The organism is Nonomuraea phyllanthi (genome assembly GCF_006334985.2).
GTDB classification, from domain to species: domain Bacteria; phylum Actinomycetota; class Actinomycetes; order Streptosporangiales; family Streptosporangiaceae; genus Nonomuraea; species Nonomuraea phyllanthi.
In genome coordinates, this window is sequence record NZ_VDLX02000021.1 from 100337 (window position 1) to 123122 (window position 22786).

Sequence of the window (22786 nt, forward strand, 5' to 3'; positions counted from 1 at the left end):
GTTGTCGATCGCATCTTCTTCCAATCAGCGGTAGACGCCGAACTCCCACAGCGAGTAGCCGTAGGCGGTGGCGCGCTGGGTGAGGGAGAGCCGGACATAGCGGACGGAGGCGGTGAGGTCGAAGCTGTCGAAGCCGCCATCACCGTCGGTTACGGTCTTCAGGTCGTTCCAGGTGCTGCCGTCGGCAGAACCCTGGATCGTGTAGGCGCGGGCGTGAGCCGTCTCCCAGCCGAGCTGCACGTGCTTGATCGGCGTGACCGCGCCCAGGTCCACCTGGATCCACTGGGCGTCGGACCACTCGCTGGCCCAGCGGGTGGTGAAGCTGCCGTCGGTGGCGCGGCCGGGGTCGAACGGGCCGCCGTCGCCGGTGGCCTGGTAGCTGGAGGCGGTGGTGGGCTTGCCGCGGGCGACGTCCGTGCCGTCGACCGCGGGCGGCACGACGCGGAAGGAGCGCTGCTCGATGCCGACGTTGCCGTGGCCGTCGTAGGCGTAGACGTAGACCTTCCAGACGCCGAGCTGCTCCGGTGCGGTGACGGTGAGCCTGGTGGAGGAGGTCCGCGTGAAGCGGGCGTGACGCAGGCCGCGGTTGCCGGTGATGTGCTTGTCGCCGAGCATCACGTGGTAGCGGATCAGGTCGCCGTCGGGGTCGATCGTCTGCGTGTCGACGGTGAAGGTGCCGCCGGCCGGGACCGCGGTCTGCGAGCCGACCGTCATCGAGCTGATGCGCGGCGGGGTGTTGCCGGTGGGCTGTCCGGTGTAGGCCTGCTTGAGGGCGTGGAAGCCGTGCCTGCGCCAGCCGCCCGGGGTGATGTTCAGCCAGACGCCGCCGAAGTCGTTCTCCAGGCCGTAGTGGAACATGGTCGCGCCGAGCGCCACTCCGGTGTGACCGCTGATGGCGTTCCAACTGGCCGTGTACATCTGGCCTTTCTGCAGGTCGGTCGGCTCGTCGGGGACGCCGTTGACGTCGTCGGGCACCTCCCACTCGCCGTCGGGTCCGGCTTCGGTGACGATGTACGGCCTGCCGTACCCACCCTTGATCCAGTCGTCCTTGACGGTGTGGATGGCGCCGTAGGAGTTGACCGCGAGCAGGTCGAGCGCCGGCGCGTGGGCCTTGTAGTAGGTCCAGGCGTGGGTGTAGGCGTCGGTCGAGGTGACCGGGTGGTTGGGGTCGGCGGCATGGACGGCCACGGCGACCTCGTTGACGAACTGCGCGTACGCCACCCGCCGCTGCTCCACCACGTCGGCCGGCAGGCCGTGGTCCTGCATGGTGAGGATGACCTCGTTGCCGACGTCCCACATCAGCACGCCCTGGTGGTTCTTCAGCGTGTTGACGCGCGCCACGATCTCGTTCTTCACAGCGGTCTTGTAGGCGGTGTCGTTGACGTAGTCGGCGCCCTGGTTGAGCCAGTGCCCGACGATCACCTTGATGCCGTTCCGGGCGGCGGCATCGAGCAGGGCCGGCGTGCCGGCGTCGTCCACGCCCCAGATGCGGACGGTGTTGACCCCCATCGCCTTCAGATCGCGCATGTAGCCGTCGGCCGCCCCCTGCGGCGGACCGTAGGTCACGCCCTTGATCAGGTACGGCTGACCGTTGACCGACAGTTGCCAGCTGCCGTTGCCGCCGGTCACCCTGACGACGCTCGGCCCGGCGGGGACCGGTCCGTCGGTCATCGGGGTGGGAGTGGTGCCCGACCGGCGGGAGACCGACACCCAGTCGGCGCTCAGCACGCCGCCCGAGGTGGTCTCCGGCGACGGGGTGGTGACCCCGGCGACGGCGTTCGGGAGCGAGCCGCCGATGGCCAGGTCGAGCCGCAGGGAGAAGCCGTGGTGCACCGCTGCCTGCCAGGCGGCGACACCGACCTGGCTCTGCCGTACCACCCAGGTCTGCTCGCCGTCGAGGTAGAAGCGGATCTCCTCGTCGGTCCTGGTGCGGTCGATCACCTGCGAGAACTCGTGGTAGCCGGTCGCGCAACCGCAGCTGGCGAAGCCGCCGGTGCGGCCGTTGTACTCGTTGCAGACGCCGTCGGGCGCGGTGCCGCAGTGGAGGGTGTTGGAGACCTCGTCTGCGCCGTTGACGCTGGTCATGATGTCGGTCTCGCCGACGGTGGGCCAGTTGGTGTAGTCGCCGCGGTAGGCGGCGCCGGTGGCACGGAACCCCGGCCAGTAGCCCAGGCCGTTGGCGACGGCGGGCAGTTTCAGCCGGGCGCTGAAGCGGACCATCTCACCGGGCCCGGCCTCGAAGTCGGTGCGCTGGGTCTCGACGCGGCCGGAGGTCCAGTTGCCGGCGCCGTCCCTGACGGCCCTGATGCTCAGGTGGCCGTCGCCGTCGAGGCTGACGTTGGCGGTGGAGTCGCTCATCGTCTCGACCTCGCCGGTGCCCCAGTTGGCCGCGCCGCCGGGATAGGAGGTGCCGGTGCGCCTGATCCACTCGGCGGCCGACGGCGAGGTGCCGGCCGGGCCGGTGAAGTCCTCGCGCCACGCCTCGGTCCAGTCGCCGGGCTCCTGGGTGTTCTCGCCGGTGCTGACCCGCAACTCCCACAGGGAGTAGCCGTAGCCGGTGGCGCGGGCGGTGCCGTACATGCGGACGTAGCGGCCGGTGCCGCTGACGTTCCACGTGTCCGTGCCGCCGTCGCCGCCGGTGACGGACTCCAGGTCGGTCCACGCCGAACCGTCGGGCGAAGCCTGGATCTTGTAGGCGGCGCCGTAGGCGGCCTCCCAGACCAGAGTGACCTGGCAGATGCTCTGGTCGGAGCCGAGGTCGACCTGGATCCACTGCGGGTCCGACGCCCCGCTGGACCAGCGGGTGCCGGTGTCACCGTCGACGGCGGCGCTCGCCGGGTAGGCGGCGCCCTCGGTCGAGGAGGCGGTGGCGGGCCTGTCCTGGGCGGCGTTGGCGGTACCGCAGCCGGAGGTCTGACCGGCTCCGCCGTACACCTGGAACTCCCACAGGGAGTAGCCGTAGCCGGTGCCGCGCTCGACGCCGAGCATGCGGACGTAGCGGGCGGTGCCGGAGACCTCGACGGTGTCGGTGCCGCCGTCGCCGTCGGTGACGGTCTTCAGATCCGTCCACGACGTGCCGTCGGCCGATCCCTGGAGTTTGTAGCCGCGGCCGTAGGCGGCTTCCCAGATGAGGTCGATCCTGCTGAGCGTGGCCGGGGCGCCCAGGTCGACCTGGAGCCACTGGGCGTCGCTGAAGGCGCTGGACCAGCGGGTGCCGGCGTCGCCGTCCACGGCCATCGCCGCCGTGGTGTCGCCACCCTCGGCTGAGGAGGCGGTGGCGGCCTTGCCCTGCGACAGCAGGGTCTCGGCCGCCGCGGCCGCGGGGGCGGCCACGGCCGGGCCGAGCCCTGCCAGGCACGCCACCAGGGCGACGACCAGGCCGAACCGGAACCGGCCGGTATGTCGGACGGGAAACACGTTCACTCTCTCCTAAGGGTGAGGGCTGCCAGGAAGGAGGAGAGCGCTCTCCGTGCCGGAACACTGCATCCTGGTGAGACCCGCGTCAAGGCCCAAATCTCTGCTCGGCTGAAAGGTGCAGGTCACCAGCGCACGGTGAGGGAAGTGAGACGGACATCGTCTTGACAAGCCCGCGAGGCGGCGTCCACTCTCGACGGAGAGCGCTCTCCTACATCTGCCCCGAGGAGAGACACCATGTCCGTGTTCCGAAGAAACGCAGCCCTCGCGTTAGCCGCCGCCGTCGTCTCCGCGGTGGCGGCCACCAGCCTGGCCTTCGTCCTGCCCGCCGCCGCCGACACGGTGCTGTCCCTGGGCAGGACCGCCTCGGCGTCCTCGTCGGAAGGCGGCGCGCTGGCGGCCGGCGCCGCCTTCGACGGCGACCCCGCCACCCGGTGGTCGAGCGCCTGGGCCGACCCGCAGTGGGTCCAGGTCGACCTGGGCGCCTCGGCGACCATCAGCAAGGTGGTCCTGTCGTGGGAAGGAGCCTACGCGCGCGACTACAAGGTCCAGTCCTCGTCCGACGGCGGTTCCTGGACCGACCTGAAGACCGTGACCGGCGGTGACGGCGGCATCGACACGTGGAACGTCAGCGGCACCGGCCGCTACGTCCGCATGTACGGCACCGCCCGCGCCACCGGCTACGGCTACTCCCTGTGGGAGTTCGAGGTCCACGGCACCGGCGGCGCCGGGACCACACCCCGGCCCAAACCGACCTTCACCGACGAGGTCACCCACCACGAGTTCCAGGCCAACTGCTCGCTGACCGCCAACCGGCCCGACGACCCGATCGTCTTCCCCGGACTGCCCGGCGCCTCCCACATGCACACCTTCGTCGGCAACACGACCACCGACGCCCACAGCACCTCCTCCTCGCTGCTGGCCGGCACCACCTCCTGCACCAACCACCACGACAAGTCCGCCTACTGGTTCCCCAGTTTCTACGTGGGCGACCAGCTCATCGAGCCCGTCGGCAACCAGGTGATCTACTACAAGTCCGGCATCCTGGACTACTGGCAGGTGCAGCCCTTCCCGCAGGGCCTGCGCTTCGTCGTCGGCAGCCCGACCTCCACCCAGGAGGAGTTCCGTACCCACCCGGGCGCCGTCGAGGGCTTCGAGTGCGGCGACCTGTCCAAGAGCTGGGACATCCCCGCCTACTGCGCGCCCGGCAGCCAGGTCAACGTGCGCTTCCAGGCTCCCAGTTGCTGGGACGGGGTCCATCTCGACAGCGCCGACCACAAGAGCCACATGGCCTACCCGGTCGGCGGCTACTGCCCGTCGAGCCACCCGGTCGCGGTGCCGATGCTGGAGTTCAAGATCGCCTTCCCGGCGAGTGGTGACCTGTCGCAGGCCCGCCTGGCCAGCGGCCGCGGCTATTCCTGGCACTACGACTTCTTCAACGCCTGGGATGACCCGCGCATCCTCGACGCGCTGGTCACCCACTGCATCAACGGCGGGCTGCAGTGCGACCCGCGGGGTTACGACCTCTACAAGCCGCACCGGGGCGCAGCGCTCACCGAGGACTTCGAGCTGCCTTGATGTCCTCCGCGGAACCCACCGGCCCGTCCGCCCGCCACGGCCACCGGGGCGGGCGGACGGCGCCGCGGGCGGTCGCCGGGCGCGCGCCGTGGGTGCGGACCAGGCTCGCGCCGCTGGTGCTGCTCGCGCTGGCGGCGGTGCTGGTGGGCGGCTACCTGGCCCGCGACGACACCGCGGTACGGCACGCCCACCACGCACCCGCGGAGGCGGCCGGCCCGCGCGCCGCGCAACCTGTCCCGAGCGGGAGCGTCAACCCCACCGACCTCGCCTGGCTGCAGCTCATGATCCCGATGGACGAGCGGGTCCTGCCGCTGCTCGACCTGGGTGCCTCCCGGGGCCACGCGCCTGCCGTACGACGGCTTGCCCGCCGGCTGCGCACCACGTACGTCGTCGAACTCGCCCACCTGCGCGCCGCCCTCCACACCACCGGTCTGCCCGCCGACAACCCGCACGCCGGGCACGACATGCCGGGCATGGTCACCGCCGTCGAACTCACCCGCCTGCGCACCGCCGAAGGCCCCGCCTTCGACACGCTCTTCACCGGCCATCTCCGCGCCCACCTGAGCCAGTCCCAGTCGGTGACCCGCTCGGAACAGGTCTCGGGCGCCGATCCCGGCGTCAAAGCCCTGGCCGCCGCCGTCGAACGCGCCCGCGCGAACCAGCTCTCCGCTCTACGCTCGGTAGAGCGCTCTCCCTCCTGAAAGGACACGCGTGTGATCCCGGACGACCTCGACCGCCTGGTGGACAAGCTGGACCTGGAGAGCAAGGTGCGGCTGCTCACCGGGGCGACCGTCTGGCGCACCGCCGCCGAGCCCGCCATCGGCCTGGAACCCATGGTGACCTCCGACGGCCCCGCGGGCGTGCGCGGGGAAGGGTGGGACGAGCGACGGACCTCCCTGTCACTCCCCTCCGCCACCGCGCTGGCCGCCACCTGGGACGAGAGCCTGGCCATGGCCATCGGCGAGCTGCTGGCCGTCGAGGCGCGGCGCAAGGGCGTACACGTCGTCCTGGCCCCCACCCTGAACCTGCACCGTTCCCCGCTGGGCGGGCGGCACTTCGAGTGCTACTCCGAGGATCCGCTGCTGACCGGCCGTATCGGCGCGGCGGTGATCCGCGGCATCCAGTCGCGCGGGGTCGCTGCCACGGCCAAGCACTATGTGGCCAACGAATCCGAGACCGACCGGCTCACCCTCGATGCCCGCGTCGACGAGCGCACCCTGCGCGAGGTGTACCTGGCGCCCTTCGAAGCGGCCGTCCAGGCGGGGGTGTGGGTGGTGATGTCGGCCTACAACGGGGTCAACGGCGCCACCATGTCCGAGAACGGGCTCCTGGCCGAGCCTCTGAAGGGTGAATGGGGGTTCGACGGGGTGGTGGTGTCGGACTGGGGAGCGGTGCGATCCACCGTGGCCTCCGCGCGCGCCGCCCAGGACCTGGCCATGCCGGGCCCCGAAGGACCGTGGGGTGAGGCGCTGGTGACGGCTGTCCGGGCGGGTGAGGTGCCGGAGTCGGCGATCGACGACAAGGTGCGCCGCCTGCTGCGGCTGGCCGCCCGCGTCGGCGCGCTGCCCCGCTCCCCCGCCCCCTCCCCCGTCGGCCTCTCCCCCGTCGGCCTCTCCCCCGGCGACCTCTCTCCTGACGGCCTCTCTCCTGACGGCCTCTCTCCTGACGACCTCTCCCCTGGCGGTCCCGATGACCGGCAGGATCGCGCTCTCCTCCGCCGTACGGTCGCCGCTTCGACCGTGCTGTTGCGCAACGAGGGTGATCTCCTCCCCCTCGTCCCGGCCCGGCTGACCCGGGTCGCCGTCATCGGGCCGAACGCCGCCCGGCCCCGGACCCAGGGCGCCGGGAGCGCGGGCGTGTACCCGGAGTCCCTCGTCACTCCGCTGGAGGGCCTGCGTACCGCGCTGAACGGCCACGCCGAGGTGCGTCACGCCGACGGCGTGACCTTCGGCGGCGCGCCCGTCCCTCTCGACAGCGCCACGGCCCGAAACCCCCGCACCGGCGAGAACGGGCTCCTGGTCCGCCTCCTGGACGCGGCGGGCACGGAGATCCACGCCGAGCACCGGTTCACCGGCCGGCTCCTCGAACCGGAAGGACCGATCCACAGGGCCGTCACCGTCGAGGTCAGAGCCCTCGTGCGGCCGGACCGCGCGGGCCTTTGGCACGTGGCCGCCGCCGGATGGGGCCGCCTGGAGCTGGCCGTGGACGGCCGCATCGTGATCGACGAGACGGTCCCCCGGCACACCGACGATCCCGCCACCGTGCACCTGGCCCCGCCGTATCGAACGGGAGGCGTCACCCTCGAAGCAGGCCGCGAAGTCGAGATCGTCATGCGTCGCGAGCTGGTCCCCGGCGGCGGGCGGGCCTGCGTGCTGGCCGCCGCCCCGGCTGCCGCAGACCCGGCGGCGGAGCTGGCCGCCGCGGTCGAGCTGGCCGGCTCCAGCGATGTGGCCGTCGTCGTGGTGGGCACCACCGAGCAGGCCGAGAGCGAAGGCGTCGACCGGGAGACGCTCACGCTTCCCGAGGGCCAGGACGAGCTGGTGCGCGCCGTCGCCGCGGCGAACCCGGCGACGGTCGTGGTGGTCAACTCCGGCGGTCCCGTCGCGATGCCGTGGCGGCAGGAGGTGGCAGCCGTCCTGGTCGGCTGGTTCCCCGGCGAGGAGGGCGGCAACGGCCTGGCCGACGTGCTGCTCGGCCGGGCCGAGCCGGGCGGGCGGCTGCCCACCACCTGGGCGGACCGGGCCCTCGTGCCGGCCGTGCCGGAGCACGGCGTGCTCGAGTACGCCGAAGGCCCGCACATCGGGTACCGGGGCTGGCTGCGCGAGCAGGAGCCGCCCGCGTACTGGTTCGGGCACGGTCTGGGCTACACGACCTGGAGGTATGAGGGGTTGTGGGCACCGGAGCGGATCGCGTCCGACCGGCCGGTGCGGGTGCGCGTGATGGTGCGCAACACCGGACCGCGGGCCGGCCGCGAGGTCGTCCAGATCTACCTGTCCAGGCCGCGGGACCGCGCGCGGCCGGTGCGGTGGCTGGCCGGTTTCGCCGCGGTCACGGCGGAGTCCGGCGAGCGGGCCGAGGCCGTCGTCGAGCTTCCGGCCCGGGCGTTCCAGCACTGGGCGGGCGCCTGGTGCACGGCCGAGGGCGAGATGACGGTGCACGCCGGGCGATCGGCCGCCGATCTCCCGCTGGAGGCCGTCATAACGGTCTCATACAGCTAGGAGAGCGCTCTCCCATCTGCGTGCTATAAAGAGCTGGTGAAACAAGGGGGCTCTCCTACCCTGGAGGACGTGGCCCGGGTCGCCGGGGTCTCCCGCGCCACCGTCTCCCGGGTCATCAACGGCATCCGCAACGTCGATCCCGACATCCAGGCGACGGTGCGCCAGGCCATCGCCACCACCGGCTACGTCCCCAACCGCGCCGCGCGCTCCCTCGTCACCAGGCGCACCGGCGCGGTCGCCCTGGTGCTGTCCGGGGCAGGGGCCGACGAGGACCCGTCACCCAGCCCCCTCCTCACCGACCCGTTCTTCGGCCGCGTCGTCGCCGGGATCATCAGTTTCCTGCGGCCGCGTGGCATCCACCCGGTGCTGATGTTCGCCGAGACCGCGCAGAGCCGCGCCCAGGTCGTGTCGTACCTGCGGCAGGGCGATGCCGACGGCGCGCTGCTGGTCTCCACGCACGCGGCCGACCCGCTCCCGGCGCAGCTGGTCGAGGCGGCGGTGCCCGCGGTGCTGTTCGCCCGACCGGCGGATCCGATCCCGATCAGCTACGTCGACGTCGACCACCGGGCCGGCGCCGCCCTGGCCGCCGACCGCCTCGTCGAGCTGGGGCGCCGCCGCGTCGCCACCATCTGCGGCCCGCTCGACGTGCCCGCCGCGCAGGCCCGCCTGGCCGGCTTCCAGGACGCCATGGCCAGGCACGGGCACGCCTTCGTCCCTTACAGCGAGGGCGGCTTCACGTACGACAGCGGCGAGCAGGCCATGGAACGGCTGCTGGCCGAACGGCTCGACCTCGACGGCGTGTTCGTCGCCAACGACCTGATGGCCCAAGGCGCGCTCCACGCGCTGCGCCACCACGGCCGCTCCGTCCCCGACGACGTGGCCGTGATCGGTTTCGACGACAGCAGCGCCGCGACCGCCTGCCGCCCGCCCCTCACGACCATCCGGCACCCGGTCGAGGGCATGGCCGCCGAGATGGGGCGTCTTCTACTCGACCACATCGACGAGCCGGGCCGTACGCCCACCTCCGTCATCTTCGAGCCCGCCCTGATCGTCCGGGCCTCCGGCTGACTCAGCCGGCTTCCCGGTCGGCGGCGCACTCCCCGATGGCGCCGTGACCAGGTTCGTGGCTCCGATCCCAGCCCCGCCACATCGAACGAACCGGGCATGCGGTTCCACCAGAACCTCCTGCGGTCAGGCACTCCCGACCCGCGTCTCGGCTGCTTCGGCGTGCGCGAACGGCAGGCCGCGTGCGCATCGCGGCGCGCTTGGCGGCAGAGTCATGTCCACTGGGTGCGGCTCGTCCGGAGGGACCGCGTGAGCCGGGTGGTCGCGGTCACGTTGTGGCTGCTGTCACGGCGTCGTCCGGCAGCAGGGCGAGAAGTTGCCTGGCGTGGCCGGGCAGCTCGACTTCTGCCAGGCCCGTGATGATGTCCCTCAGCGGCACCGGCTGGTCGACCAAGACCGTGCCGGCGGACAGGAGCAGTGTGGGCACCGGTGCGTCGAGCTCGGCCTCGCTCAGCACCTGTCCTCCAAGTGCGCAGAGGACGTTCCCTTGGGCGTGGATGCGGTTCCGGAGCCCGGCGTTGCCGCCGGCGTTCGTGATGACGCGTTCGATGGTCCAGGTGTCCAGCGCTGTGCGATTTTCGTAGGTCGTGTTCGCGCCTGACGAGACAGTGCCGGCGGCGGCGATGGTGACGGCGTTGATGATGCTGACGTGCGCCAGGATCTGGTCGGCGTTCCACTCGCCGGCCGGCGGGACGGGGCTGATGCCGTCGGCGTCGGCCACTGTGGCGGCAGCGTCCAGGAGCGCGCGATAGGCGTCGCGGAGCGGGGTGGTGTCCATGGCCTTCTTCCTCTGGAATCCTCGGGTTACTTGCGTGATGCAAGTGAGAGACTAGGGGCGTATACTTGCTTGATGCAAGCGTCTTGTTGGGAGTGCACGTCATGTTGGGCAGGACCTACGACACACAGGTGTGCTCCGCCGCCAGGGCGCTCGAGGTCATCGGCGAGCGGTGGAGCCTGCTGATCGTGCGCGACGCGCTGTTCGCCGGCGCGACCCGTTTCGCCGACTTCCAGCGCCTGGGCATCGCGACCAACGTCCTGACGAAACGTCTCGACAGCCTTGTCGACTCGGGCATTCTCGAACGGCGGTCCAGCACGGACCATCCCGATCGGGCCGGCTACGTCGTGACCCAGAAGGGACTCGATCTGGCACCCGTGATCATCACGCTGACGCAGTGGGGAGATCGATGGGCGGCGCCCGACGGACCGCCCATCTTGTATCGGCACGCCGGTTGCGGTGGAGCGATCGCCGAGCAGACCACCTGCGACAGTTGTGGGCAGGTCACCGACCTGGCTCAGATCCACGTCGTGCATGGGCCCGGAATGACCGGCTCCCCCTCCTAAGAGGTGATGGCGTCAGGCGGGGAGGGCGTACTCGGCCAACGGCTGTCCACCAGTTCCTTGCTCCTGCCGGAACCCGGGGACCGGTCGAGCACACCCGCGATGGCGTGGGCCTGCTTCCGCACGATGGCGTCCGTCTCGACGCCGCTCCCCCGGTGGACCACCTGGGAGCACCGGCTTCGACGCGACGGAGCCGGACCTGTGAAGGTGCTCGACCGGGGCCGTGCCTGTGACGTCCGTCACTCTTCCTCCGGTGTCGAGAACCTTGCCATGGGGTGCGGGAGACAGCAGGGTGACCGACCGACCTTAAGGAGGGCCGTTGACCGTTGAGACGGCCGAGATCGACGACGCCGAGCTGATCAGGCGATCCGTCGGCGACCCCGAGCAGTTCGCCACGCTGTTCGACCGGTACGCACGGCAGATCCACCTGTACGCCGCGCGGCGGATCGGCACGCAGGCCGCCGACGACATCGTGGCCGAGACGTTCCTGGCCGCGTTCCGGCGGCGCGACTCGTACGACATGTCGTTTCCGCTGGCGCGCCCCTGGCTGTACGGCATCGCCACGACGCTCGTCGCCAGACACAGGCGACAGGAGGAGCGGATGCTGCGAGCGCTGGCGCGTACCGGCGTGGATCCCCTGCCCGAACCGATCGCCGACGCCGTGGTGCGGCGGGTCGCCGCGCGGGACAAGGAGCGCGAGCTGGCGGGGGCGCTGGCGTCGCTGTCGCGCGGCGACCGCGACGTGCTGCTGCTGGTGGCGTGGGAGGGCCTCGGCTACGAGGAGGTGGCCCGGGCGCTCGGCATCCCACCGGGGACCGTGCGGTCGCGGCTGCACCGGGCCAGGAAGAAGGCACGGGCCGTATTGGGAGACGAGGAGCTGTGATGAGCACGATCAGGGACTTCCGGCGGGACACCCCGCCGATGACGGCGCAGGCGGAGAGCACCGCCCGGGCCCGGCTTCTGGCCGCGGTGCGCGAGCACGAGCCTCACCGTGAACCTCGGCTCGGGCCGCGGCTCGGCCGGCGGCTGGTGCTCGCGGGCGCGCTGGCCGTGGCGATCGGTGCCGGTGTGGTGGTGGCGGACGACCATCCGCGCGTGGCGCTGCCCGGCGCCACGCCGGTCCCGGGCAGAGACGTCCTGCTCATGGCCGCGGCCAGCGCCGAGCACATCCCCCAGGGCACGGGGACCTATTGGCACATCATGCGTACGTGGCAGGGCCCGGACGCGCCCCAGATGCAGGAGAGCTGGACCACCCGCGACGGCCGCCACTGGTCCAGGAACGAGCCGGACGCCGCACCCGGCGCCGTCGTCGAGGATCCGGCCTCGTTCAGGCTCATGGGCGCCGAGATCGGTTTCGAAGAGCTCGAAGGGCTTCCAACGGATCCCGAGGAGCTGAAGGAGCGCATCGCCGAGCTTCCGCAGCATGACAGCGCCATGTTCCCTGGCGAACGGCAAGGCGAGCTCGTCTCCCCGCTGGTCACCCTGATCACGGAGCTGCCGACGCCCGCGCAGGTCCGTGCGGCGGCATTCGAGGCCCTCGCCGCGACGCCGGGGATCAAGAACGCGGGGCCGGTCGAGGGCGGCCAGGCACTGCTGATCCCGCTCTCCGGGAGCCTGGAGATCAGGATGGTCGTCGATCCCGAGGCCGCCCGGGTGGCGCGCGCCAACATCCTGCTGACCGCCGAAGGGGGCGCGGCGATGAGCAACTCGTATGTCTCGGTGACCACCGAGTGGACGGACGAGCTCCCGCGATGAACACCTGGTGGGCGGGCCGGCGTACTCGTCGAGCAGGGGACGGGCGCGGTCGTGGCGGAGAAGCTCCCCGGCCGCGTCGGCACGCGCCTCACACTCCTGACCGGACCGGTGCTCAGTACGGCAGGCATGATCCCGCACATGATCAGCAGATCTCCTGGTACGGCACGCCACCGAGGTACTCGTCCCACTCCGCATGTGTGAGGCCGCGCCCTGCCCGCGCGCACACCGCCTTGACGACCCGCTCGGCGTCCACGGGCATCTCGTGGACGGCGCCGTCCACCGCCGCGTAGAGCGTGGCGCCGTCGGCGCTGAAGGCGAGCGCCTCCGCGCTCTGCTCGGACAGGTCGAAGCCGCCGCCGAGCCGCCGCCTGCCCGTGACGTCCCAGAGCTGGACCCGGCCGCCGCCTGCGGCGGCCAGCACCGTGCCGTCGGGGGCGAAGGCCAGGAGATCGGGGGCACTCGCAGAGCGCGGCAGGGGCGGACGCAGGGGCACCACGCCGCCCTTGAGTGACCACAACTTGATGCGGCCGACGGCGTCGACGTAACCGGCCATGATCCCGCGCCTGCTGACGGCCGGCCCGACGACGGGACCGTAGCTTGCGCCGATCTGCCTGCCGGTGGCCACGTCGCGCAGCATGCCGTCGCCTGAGGCGTAGGAGCGGCCGTCCGGGGTGAACGGCCCGCCCATCACGCGGGTCTTGTAGGAGTGCAGGACGTGGCCGTCGGCCGTGTCGAACACCATCTGACGGACGACCGGGTTCTGCCCGTAGATGGCGGTCATGGAGAGCTCGCGTCCGTCGGGACTGAAGTAGACGTACGACACGGAGGGGCTCCACCCCGGGACGGACGCCGACCAGAGCTGCCTGTGGGTCCTGAGGTCCCACAGCTTGACCGTCTCGTCGATCGTCGCCACTTCGGTGCCCGTGTCGTCGATCGCCGACGTGAAGGCGTCGGTCTGGCCGGTGTCGATGCTGCCCGCGCTCTTGTGCCGGCGCAGGTCCCAGATGTGCAGCCGCCCGCCGTGCGTCAGGAACGTGGCCCAACGGCCGTCTCCGCTGAGGGCCGGGCTGCCCTTCGCGGTGCGGGTGACGGTGGTCCTCGGGCTCAGGTCCAGGCCGACCACGGTGTCGTCGAGCAGGTACCGCAGCGTGCCGCCGGGGTCGAAGCGCACGTCGGACAGCCTTCCCTCGGCGCGGTAGGAGAGCAGTTGCCGGTGAGTGGCGGCGTCCCACACGCGGACGTCCCTGTCACGGAAGGCGGCAAGGGTGCGGCCATCCCCGCTGAGGCGGAGTTCGGGCAAGCCGCTTCCGCAGATGTCACACTCCCAGTCGTCATCGGCGGTGTCGTGCACGCGCCCGGTGGCCGCGTCCAGCAGCACGATGTCGTCGCCCGCGCAGACCAGGACGCGGCCGTCCCCGCTGAAGGCCGCCGCGTTCCCATTGCCGCGGCAGGCCCGGTAGCGCCGCTCCGGGGTCCAGGCAGGCAGCGCCAGCTCGTCGAAACGCTCGCCGGTGAGCAGCAGATGCCTGCCGGTCGGGTCCAGGAGCGGCGTCTGCGCCAGGACCGCCGCGCCCTCCCCCTCATACAGCCCCTTGCCGAACCTCCTGCCCGTGGCCAGATCGATGAGCCGGTAGATGTCGTCGGCGAAGGCGACCGTGAGGGTGGTCTCGTGCTCGCCGAAGACGGCGTGCAAGCCGCCGTTGCTCGCCTGGGGCAGCTTCTCCTTCAGCAGCAGCCCGTGCGTTCTCACATCCCAGACGCCCAGCTCGTCGGAGGTCGTCACAGCGAGCAGGCGTCCGCTCGGGCTCAGCGCGGGCGGGTTGGAGATCGTGCCGGTCAGTCCGAGTTCCGTCCAGCCGTCCACGCGCCTGCCGGTGCGGATGTCGTAGAGGTTCACCGCCTCGGTGCTGACGCTGACCAGCGTGCGGCCGTCCCTGCTGAGCGCGCGGTACGCCACGCCCTCGGCCACCGGGTCGCGGAACGCGGCGATCTCCGGCTGCTGGAGCGAGGACATGAGGCTGGAGCGGGCCTCGGACTGCGGTGAGACGCGCCAGGCCGCCACGCTCAGCAGCATGGCCTTGACCGGGTCGGTGACCCGCATGCCGTCTGCCTGGGCCGCCACCTGCTTGGCCGTCAGGATGTCGCGCTGCGCGGCGGTCTGCTGCCGCTGCCACACGGCGAGGCCGCCTGCCACCAGTGCCAGCACCAGCAGTCCTGCTAGCGCCACCGTGGTGAGGCTTCTCCGCCTGGCGCGCTTCTTGGCCAGTTCGGTGCCCGCTTGGAGGAAGTCACGCTCGAACGGGGTGAGCGTCACGTGCCGCCGTCCGGTGGCGGCCCATCTCAGCGCATGTTCCAGGCGGCTGCCCTGGAGCACGTCGCCGTCGCGCCTGCCGTGCTCGTCCCAGTGGCGAGCCGCGGCGTTGATCTGGTTCAGCACGGCGAGCCCGCCGCGGTCGGCGTCCACCCACATGCGCAGCCGCGGCCAGGCCCGCAGCAGCGCGGGCCGCGACAGTGCGATCTGGCCGTCCTTGGTGGTGATGACGTAGGAGAACGCCGTCAGCACCCTCTCGATCGCCTCCGCCTCCCGCTCGGGCCGTCCGGCGAGCAGTTCCTCCCGCGCGACCCAGCGGCCGCTCTCGTGCCCGTCCTCGCCCACGGCGACCATGCGCAGGAACACCTCGACGGCCAGGTCACGCTCCTGCGGCGCGAGCGCGCCGTAGGCGTCCTCGGCGATCGTGCCGAGCGCGGGGTCACCCGTGCCGGACACATGCAGCCCGCCCGCCGTGCGGCTTCCCGTTCGCAGCAGACCCCCGGTGTCCGCCGTGTCGCCACTGACGAGGGCGAGCAGCAGGTCGCGAGCGGCGGGCCTGGACGCGGGGTCCTTCTCCAGCGCGGCCCCGACGAGCGAGGCCAGCCGGGCGGGCAGCACGCCCACGTCGGGCTGGTGGGAGAGCACCTTGTGCATGACGCCACCCGGGTGGTCCGCGCCGAACGGGTCCTTGCCCGTGGCCGCGAACAGCACGATGCCGCCCCAGGCGAACACGTCGGCGGGTGCACCCGCACGCTGCCCGGTGAACACCTCCGGCGCCATGTAGGTGGGCGTTCCCGACATCTGGCCCGTCTTGGTCAGCGACATGTCGAGCGTCCGTGCGATGCCGAAGTCGATGACGCGCGGCCCGTCGGGGCCGAGCAGCACGTTGTCGGGTTTGAGGTCGCGGTGGATCACCCCGGCTTCGTGGATGGCCGTCAGCGCGGTCGCGATCGCCGTCGCGAGCCGGTGGAGGTCGTCGCCGGTGAAGACCCGGCCCGCCGCCCGCAGACTCGGCCCCGGCACGTATTCGGAGACGATGTACGGCTCATCGCCGTCCAGTTCGACATCGAGAACCCGGGCCGTGCAGAAGGACGCCACCCGCCGCGCCGCGGTCGCCTCCCGGAGTATCCGGTCATGGTCGGCGGCGTGCAGCACCTTGACGGCCACCCTGCGGCCATCACCGTCGTAGGCGTCGTACACCACGCCCTGGCCACCCGAGCCCAACCGTCCCGCCAGCCAGTACGCCCCGACGCGCTGGGGGTCGACCGTGATCAGCGATTCCACGGGGTGTTAGATGAGCTGAAATCGCGCAAAGTTGTCGCATCCGTCTGCGGTCACGTCCCAGATGTCGTCGTGGGTGTCGCCGGCGCCGACCGCGAGAAGTGCCCCATACCCGTTCACCCGAAGGATGGACGCCGACCAGGCGTGAGCCGGGGTGGTGCGGCATCGCCGGGCCTACTTCGCGGCGTTCGTGGCGAGCTTGTCGAATTCGCGGTCTGACAGCGTCCTGTTGAGCTCCAGGAGCTTGTCTGCCATCCAGCCGACCGCGTAGCGCGTCTCGGGCTTGTCCGCTTCGATGGCCTGCCGGATGACGGTGGCGACCACGCCGGGGTCGGAGCCCTGGCTGTTCTCGCCGAGCTGCGACTCGGCGTGCTTGGCCATGGCTTCGGCCATCTGCCCGTACGCGGTCGTGCCGGAGATCTCGCGGAGATCCTGCGCCGTGCGGTCCTCGAACTCGGTCTTGATGATTCCGGGCTGAATGATCACGACGTCGATGCCGAACGGCTCGACCTCCATGCGGAGGCTGTCCGAGTAGGCCTCCAGCGCGTGCTTGCTCGCGTAGTACCAGCAGCCGAGCGGCAGGGCGATCTCGCCGCCGATGGAAGAGACGTTGACGATCGTTCCGGACCTCTGCTCGCGCATGTACGGCAGGGCGAGCTGAGCCAGCCGGGCCGGGGCGAAGACGTTGACCTCGAACTGGTCGCGCGCCAGGTCGATCGGGATGTCCTCGGCCGCGCCGTGCAGGACGGCGCCGGCATTGTTGATCAGAGCGTCGATGCGGCCCTGTTCCTCGACGACGGTGCCGATGACGCGTTCCAGGTCCTCAGGCCGGCGCGCGTCCAACGCCAGGACGTGTCCGCCGGCGTCGCGGATGTCGTCCATCCTGGGTACGCGCCGCGCGGCGCCGTAGACGATGTGGCCCGCGCGGATGAGTTCGAGTGCGGTGGCCTTGCCGATGCCGGCGGAGGCGCCCGTGACGAGCACGACCTTGCCCATGATGAACCTCCTCTTCATCTGGGAAAAGCTAGAATCCTTTCTGGCCAGGGACAACTCGCGAATCCCATATGCGCAGGCAGACATGCCCGTACTGGTGCAATGAGCTTGTAGCTGAGCGCAACAGCACCGCCAGGGCACCGCGTCCGCCATGGCCGGCGCGTGCTCGACCCCGGGAGAGGATCACATGGCAGGAGGCCGGTTGACCGCCGAGGACCGTCGCCGCATCGCGGAAGGGCTGGCGGCCGGCCTGGCCTACGCGGAGATCGCCCGCCGGCTGGGACGGTCCAGGTCCACCGTCACCCGCGAGATCGCCAGGAACGGCGGCCCGCACGGCTATCGCGCGGCCCGCGCGCAGCATGCGACGAACTGGCGCGCCCGCCGCCGCAAGCGCACTCCCCGCGCCGGAATTCCGCACACCACCGACAACCGTGACGTCGGCACGGCCCGGGAGTTCGAGGAACAATTCGTCGCCATCATGATCGAGACCGGGATGGCACCCATGACGGCCCGGGTGTTCGCCGCGCTGTTCCTCAGCGAGGCCGGCAGCCTGACCGCCACGGAACTCGCCCGGCAACTCCACGTCAGTCCGGCGACGATCTCCCATGCCACCAAGTGGCTGGAGCAGAGACAGATGGTCACCCGGGAGCGCGAGGCGCGCCGGGTGCGGTACTTCGTCGACGTGGACGTCTGGTACCGCACGTGGGTGGCGAGTGCCAGGGCGATGGCGATCTGGGCCGACACCACCCGGCACGGCGCCGGCATGTTCGGCACGGACACACCCACCGGCGACCGGCTCCGTACCACCAGCCAGTTCTTCGAACTCCTCGGTCACGACATGAGCCAGGCGGCCGAGCATTGGCGTCAGGCCCTCTCCATGCAACGCCGGCGGTGAACTCCGGCTTCGCCATGAGCCGATCCTGGCGAACCACTTTCCTTCCGCTGCCAGGGCACGTTCTCCAGGGGGCGGCTCGGCCGTCGGACGGGTGACGAATGGCCGCCGCGAGGGGACCTTCGGCCCTGATCGGGATGGCGGCCCGGCTGGGAGGGTGAGGTGGACGGCTGGGATCTGAGGCCCCTGGAAGGGTGTGCGCCATGTGCAACTACTGCGGCTGCCGTGACTTCCCGCTGATCGGGCGGCTGTCCCAGGAGCACTGGGACATCCTGGAGTGCTCGGGAGCGCTGCGCCGCGCCATCGGTGAGCAGCAGTACGGCGATGCCATGGCCCTGCTGGACGAGCTGTCCGCCCGGCTGCTCCCGCACACCGCCACCGAGGAGAACGGGCTGTTCGCGGAGCTGCGCGCCGATGGGACGCTGGCCGATGAGGTGGAGCGGCTGTGCGCGGAACACGCCGGCATCCACGGCGTGCTGGAGGCGATCGACCGGGACGCGCCCGACTGGCCCGCCGTGCTGGGGGTCCTGGACCGGCTGCACCAGCACATCGACCATGAGGAGCACGGGCTGTTCCCGGCCGCGGTCATCATGTTGCCGATGGCCGCGTGGGACCGCATCACGCCCGACCAGTCCCCTTCGGTGGCGGGCTGGCGCCGTCCGGGTGGCCGGTCATCCCGGCGGACTGAGCGGCTGCCCTTGCCATGATGCCAAGGGCGGCGTCAGGCTGCGCGTGAGGAGGCGGGCGCGTCGTGGCGGCCCCGGCTCAGGTGGCGGGTAGCGCGGTTGCCAGGAGGACGATGCCGAGGGATCCCACCAGCGAGGTCACCGCCATCGTTCGAGCCAGCCTTGGCCGTGCTGTGCCGCTGGCCCAGCCGTGCAGGGCGGCGGCGGCCATGACCGCGCAGAACAGCAGCAGCTTGGCGGCCAGGATCCGGCCGTAGCCGGGGTCGGCCAGCGAGGCCCAGGTGACGCCCTTGCGCCAGGCGAGGGCCACGCCGGTGCCGAGCTGGACGGGCAGGAACAGCGCGGCGGTGAAGAGCCCGAAACGGCGGCCGACCGCGCGCAGCACCCCGGCGCGCCGCTGGTCGTCCACGAGGCGGCGGGCCAGGGGCAGCACCACCAGCGACACCGCGAGCTGCCCGCCGACCCACAGCGCCGCGGACACCACGTGCAGGAACCTGATCACCGTCCACCACGTCATCGCGCGCTCACCTGGAACAGGCCGTGCGCGCCGCCCTCCGCCTGGCGCATCGTGTGGTCGATCACCGGGTACGTGCCCGCCTCCGGGAAGACCAGTTCGGCGAAGCCGCCCTGCGCCGGAGCCAGGTCGAGCACCTGCGCGCCGCCCGGGTCGTTCTTCCGCAGCACGTACGCGCCCTCCTTGTAGACCGTGTCGAACGGCGCGCCCACCACGTGCAGTGCCGTGCCCGAGCTGGGGCCGGCGGCCACGGCCCAGATGCGCACGCGCTCCCCGGCCCCGGCCCGCAGCGGGGCGTGGTCGTAGCCGGCGGCGGTGCCGTTGAACATCCATCCGTCCGGCGTGCCCTGCCGGATCCTGCCGGCCTGGGCTTCGCTGCCGGGCTCGGCGAGGTACAGCTCGCCCTGGACCAGCAGGTATTCGCGGTCCACGGCGGGCAGGTCCGGCGGGTCGACGATGACCGCCCCGTACATGCCGTTGGCGATGTGCTGGGTCATCGGCATGGTCGAGCAGTGGTAGAGCCACGCGCCGGCGAAGTCGGCGCGGAAGCGGTAGGTCAGCCGCTCGCCGGGCTGGATGGTGCGCATCGGCCCGTCCGGGGCGACGGCCCCGGCGTGGAAGTCGATGCCGTGGCCCATCGTGCCGCCGTTGACGAACGTCACGACGAACACGTCGCCGACCTTGCCGCGCAGCACCGGGCCCGGCATGGTCCCGTTGAACGTCCACACCCGTTGCCGCACCCCGGGGGCGACCTCCTGGACGGCGGTGTCGTCGGCGCGGAGCTCGATGTGGTGTTCGGTGCCGCCGGGTGCGGGTTCCAGGGTCGCGTCGTACGGGGTCCATCCCGGTGACATGGGCGCGGTCAGGTCCAGGCGCGTGGGTTCGCCGGTCCGGCCGGCCAGGGACGTGCCGGTGGTGCTGTGCTGGTCGTGGGCGGGGCTCGGTGGCGTCGTCGTGCGGGTCGGGACGATGCGCATGGTCATGCCGGCCGCGCGGTGCCCCGCCACCGTGCACCAGCCGTCCACGGGTTGGGCCAGCGGATCCAGCGTCAGCACGGCGCTGCTCCCCGGCGACAGCATCGGGGTGCGCGGGCCGGTCGAGAGGCGCAGGTCGTGCCGTTGGGCGTCGGCGTTGGTGATGCGCAGCGTCAGTACGGTGCCCACGGGCGCCTCGATCACGCCAGGGCGGATGCTCATTCCTGACAGCGTCACCTCGACGGTGCGCGAACCGGTCACCGTCACGGTCGCCGCCGGTTCCGGTCCGCTGGTCGTGGCGACGACGACCGCGGCGGCCGTCAGCAGGCAGCCGGCGGCCACCCCGGCGACGGCCGGCATCGACGGCCGCCACGTCCCGCGGTCCCGCGCACCGGCATGGCGGGCCCGGCCCAGGGTGGTCACGGCGAGGGCGACGAACGCCAGGATCGAGCCGAGCACCAGGGCCCAGCCGAGCAGGGCGATCGGCTGCGGCACCGGCAGTGCCAGGAGCGGCACCCCGAGGTTGAGCGCCGCCAGCCGGACGGCCCAGCCACGCTCCAGCAGGGCCGCGTTCTCCTTGAACCTGGCGGGCCCGCCGCCCAGCACCGCGGGAAGCAGGTGCAGCAGCGAGCCCAGCAGCACCTGGGCGACGAATCCGGCGAGCACGATCGGCAGCAGCGGCGAGAGCGCGCCGGCGACCTCGCCGGCCGGGCGGGTGGCCGTGATCACCAGGTCCACGGCCAGCGCCACCTCGAACCAGACGATCGCCGCCCCCAGCATCCAGGCCGCCCCGGTGTGCGGCCGCCTGCGGCGCAGGGCGTCGGCCAGGGGCGCGAGCGCGGTCAGCCCGCCCACCGCGTACGCCGCCAGCCCGGCGACCGCCGCCCACCGCCAGCCCGCCAGCAGCCCGGCCACGGTCACCGCCAGGCCCGGCGCGGTCAGCCACAGGCCGATGCGGGAGGCGCGGCGGGTCCTGTCGGACATGCGGGTGCGCAGGACGGTCGGCCAGAGCGTGAAGAGGGTGCCGAGCACGGTCAGGCCGACCCAGCCGAGCAGGTTCACCTCGGCGTGCGCCGCGTGCAGCCGTTCGTGCACCGCGCCCTGGCCGAGCGGTGAGGTCAGCAGCCCGCCGAGGGTGGCGCCGGCGGCGAGCGCCGCGGCGGCGGCGACGTACCAGCCGATGACGTGGCCGAACCGGCCGGGAAGCGCCCGCCTGGCGAGCCGCACGAGGACGGCCGCGTGCCACAGCACCACCGCCGCCATCAGCGCCGCGCCGGCGGCGGCCGGCTGCCACGAGCCCGACGTAACCCCCGCCAGCACCGCCAGGGTGGCGGCGTTGAGCAGGGCGAGCCGGGCGAGGCTGCCGTTCTGGGACGGGCTCCGCGCGCGCAGCAGCGCCACGGTGAAGTGCTCGCTCCAGATGAGGATGGCGGTGCTGACCGCGCCGAGCAGGAACACGTGGATCAGCAGCCAGCGCGGCGCCGGCAGCACTCCGCCGGCGAGCGCCACCGCGACGGTCAGGCCCAGCCAGCCGACGACGATCGCGTTCGCGCGCAGGTGCCACGACGCGCGGGGGCGGGGTGGCGGCGGAGGCCCGCCGAGCGGCGGCCGGCCCTTCTCCACGCGGATGTCGACAGGACCCAATCGGGACACCTCCCTGGAACGGCCGGAGCGCGTCAGCGCGATCACGCATCCGGCGAACATCAGCAGAGCCGGCGCCGCCAGCACGCCGCCCAGCGTGCGCACGACGTCGGCGGCGGCCAGGTCCCCGGCCACCCGTACCGCCACCGCGACGTGCAGCGCCGCGAGGGGCAGGTAGAGGACGGGCCGGTACGGCAACGGCACCCGCAGCAGCGCGGGCAGGATCACCGGGGCGTGCGCGAAGACCATGGACATGACGAAGCCGAGGAAGAGGGCGTGCAGCGCGGCGTCGTACAGGTATCCGCCGGAGGCCAGGCCGGTGACCGCCCACAGCGCCCCGGCGGCCGCCAGCCAGCCGTAGCCGGCCAGCAGGCAGACGGCCGCGTACCGAGGCAGGCCGCAGCCGCGTACGGTGCGCCGGGCCACGTCGTGGAGGGCCAGCCAGGCGGCCACCGCCACCATCCCGGCCCCGGCGACGCGCGCCCCCGCGACCGGGGAGGCCGGCGACATGACCGCTCCCGCGCCGACCACCGCGGTCGCGGCGAGCAGGCCGGCCCAGGCCGCTCGGCGCAGGAACACCACGTGCGCCAGTTCCAGCCGTTCCGCGGCGATCGTCGCCACGAGGAAGGCGGCGAACCACGGCACGAGCTCCGGTACCGGCCGGCCGCCCAGCCAGAGCAGCCCGGCCGCCGGCCAGGCCAGCGCCGCGCCCAGCTGCAGGAACGTCTCGCGGGACCGGCGGCGGCCGAGGAGGGCCAGGTAGATCCCCACCAGCCAGCCGCCCGCCGCGGTCAGCGCCAGCCGGCCCGCCTGCTCCGCGCCCGCGGCCAGGGCGACGGCGCCCGCCGCGGCCAGCGCCGGTGCGGCGTATCCCCATGCGCGGCGCAGCGCGACCGCGCGTTCGAGCGCGATGAGCGTGCCGAGGAAGCCGAGCGCCATCAGCGGCCCGTGCTGCTCGGTGAACGACGCCGGCGCCGGAACCTCGTCGACCAGCAGCGCGAGCCCGCCGACGATCCCGGCGGCGAGGGCGGCGGCGGCCCCGGCCAGCAGGGGCAGCCGCCACCAGGCCACCGGCCGCCCCGGTCGCGTGCGCTCGACGGCGATCTGCGACGTCACCACGATCCCT

At 72.3% G+C, this 22786-nt stretch carries 15 protein-coding genes; 9 read left to right on the top strand and 6 right to left on the bottom strand.

Going from position 1 to position 22786, the window contains the following annotated elements; translation table 11 throughout:
* Nucleotides 1-24 precede the first annotated feature (24 nt).
* Nucleotides 25-3423, bottom strand: coding sequence for a discoidin domain-containing protein (locus FH608_RS40825; protein WP_226900349.1), 3399 nt, complete (start codon nt 3421-3423; stop codon nt 25-27).
* Between the two features lie 228 nt (nt 3424-3651).
* Between FH608_RS40825 and FH608_RS40830 the strand changes: the two genes are divergently transcribed.
* The 4 genes from FH608_RS40830 (at nt 3652) to FH608_RS40845 (ending at nt 9278) form a co-directional block, all read left to right on the top strand.
* Nucleotides 3652-4992 (top strand): DUF1996 domain-containing protein, encoded by a 1341-nt coding sequence (locus FH608_RS40830; RefSeq protein ID WP_139635783.1) that lies wholly within the window; start codon nt 3652-3654, stop codon nt 4990-4992.
* Nucleotides 4992-5693, top strand: coding sequence for a DUF305 domain-containing protein (locus tag FH608_RS40835; RefSeq protein WP_139635784.1), 702 nt, complete (start codon nt 4992-4994; stop codon nt 5691-5693). The genes FH608_RS40830 and FH608_RS40835 overlap by 1 nt, the downstream gene beginning before the upstream one ends.
* Before the next feature lie 12 nt (nt 5694-5705).
* Nucleotides 5706-8210 (top strand): glycoside hydrolase family 3 C-terminal domain-containing protein, encoded by a 2505-nt coding sequence (locus tag FH608_RS40840; protein ID WP_139635785.1) that lies wholly within the window; start codon nt 5706-5708, stop codon nt 8208-8210.
* Nucleotides 8211-8279: 69 nt separating this feature from the next.
* Nucleotides 8280-9278, top strand: a complete 999-nt coding sequence (locus FH608_RS40845) for a LacI family DNA-binding transcriptional regulator (RefSeq protein WP_139635786.1) — start codon at nt 8280-8282, stop codon at nt 9276-9278.
* A gap of 265 nt (nt 9279-9543) precedes the next feature.
* Here the strand turns inward: FH608_RS40845 and FH608_RS40850 are convergent, their stop codons facing one another.
* Complete coding sequence (locus tag FH608_RS40850) at nt 9544-10053, bottom strand: hypothetical protein (protein ID WP_139635787.1); 510 nt, start codon at nt 10051-10053, stop codon at nt 9544-9546.
* A 101-nt stretch (nt 10054-10154) separates the two neighbouring features.
* Here FH608_RS40850 and FH608_RS40855 point away from each other — a divergent pair, with 101 nt between their 5' ends.
* The 3 genes from FH608_RS40855 to FH608_RS40865 all read left to right on the top strand — a co-directional run bounded on the left by FH608_RS40855 (nt 10155) and on the right by FH608_RS40865 (nt 12368).
* Entirely contained in the window at nt 10155-10616 is a 462-nt protein-coding gene (locus tag FH608_RS40855; RefSeq protein WP_139635788.1) for a winged helix-turn-helix transcriptional regulator, read from the top strand.
* 316 nt (nt 10617-10932) lie between these two features.
* Nucleotides 10933-11496, top strand: coding sequence for an RNA polymerase sigma factor (locus FH608_RS40860; protein ID WP_139635789.1), 564 nt, complete (start codon nt 10933-10935; stop codon nt 11494-11496).
* The gene (locus FH608_RS40865; RefSeq protein ID WP_139635790.1) at nt 11496-12368 is read left to right on the top strand and encodes a CU044_5270 family protein; all 873 of its coding nucleotides are present in this window, start codon (nt 11496-11498) and stop codon (nt 12366-12368) included. The genes FH608_RS40860 and FH608_RS40865 overlap by 1 nt, the downstream gene beginning before the upstream one ends.
* Before the next feature lie 142 nt (nt 12369-12510).
* On the opposite strand, the gene FH608_RS40870 is transcribed toward FH608_RS40865, so the two are convergent.
* On the bottom strand, nt 12511-15963 hold the full coding sequence (locus FH608_RS40870; protein WP_139635791.1) for a WD40 repeat domain-containing serine/threonine protein kinase: 3453 nt from the start codon (nt 15961-15963) through the stop codon (nt 12511-12513).
* 171 nt (nt 15964-16134) lie between these two features.
* Nucleotides 16135-16974 (bottom strand): oxidoreductase, encoded by an 840-nt coding sequence (locus FH608_RS40875; RefSeq protein WP_226900350.1) that lies wholly within the window; start codon nt 16972-16974, stop codon nt 16135-16137.
* A 181-nt stretch (nt 16975-17155) separates the two neighbouring features.
* Here FH608_RS40875 and FH608_RS40880 point away from each other — a divergent pair, with 181 nt between their 5' ends.
* A complete protein-coding gene (locus tag FH608_RS40880) occupies nt 17156-17848 on the top strand; it encodes a GbsR/MarR family transcriptional regulator (RefSeq protein ID WP_264372944.1) in 693 nt (230 codons plus the stop codon).
* Nucleotides 17849-18048: 200 nt separating this feature from the next.
* Nucleotides 18049-18552 carry a hemerythrin domain-containing protein gene (locus FH608_RS40885; RefSeq protein WP_139635793.1) on the top strand — a complete coding sequence of 168 codons (504 nt, stop codon included), beginning with the start codon at nt 18049-18051 and terminating at the stop codon, nt 18550-18552.
* A 58-nt stretch (nt 18553-18610) separates the two neighbouring features.
* On the opposite strand, the gene FH608_RS40890 is transcribed toward FH608_RS40885, so the two are convergent.
* Entirely contained in the window at nt 18611-19048 is a 438-nt protein-coding gene (locus tag FH608_RS40890; RefSeq protein ID WP_139635794.1) for a hypothetical protein, read from the bottom strand.
* Nucleotides 19045-22779, bottom strand: a complete 3735-nt coding sequence (locus FH608_RS40895; protein WP_226900351.1) for a multicopper oxidase domain-containing protein — start codon at nt 22777-22779, stop codon at nt 19045-19047. Before FH608_RS40895 ends, FH608_RS40890 begins: the two co-directional genes overlap by 4 nt.
* Between the last annotated feature and the right edge of the window lie 7 nt (nt 22780-22786).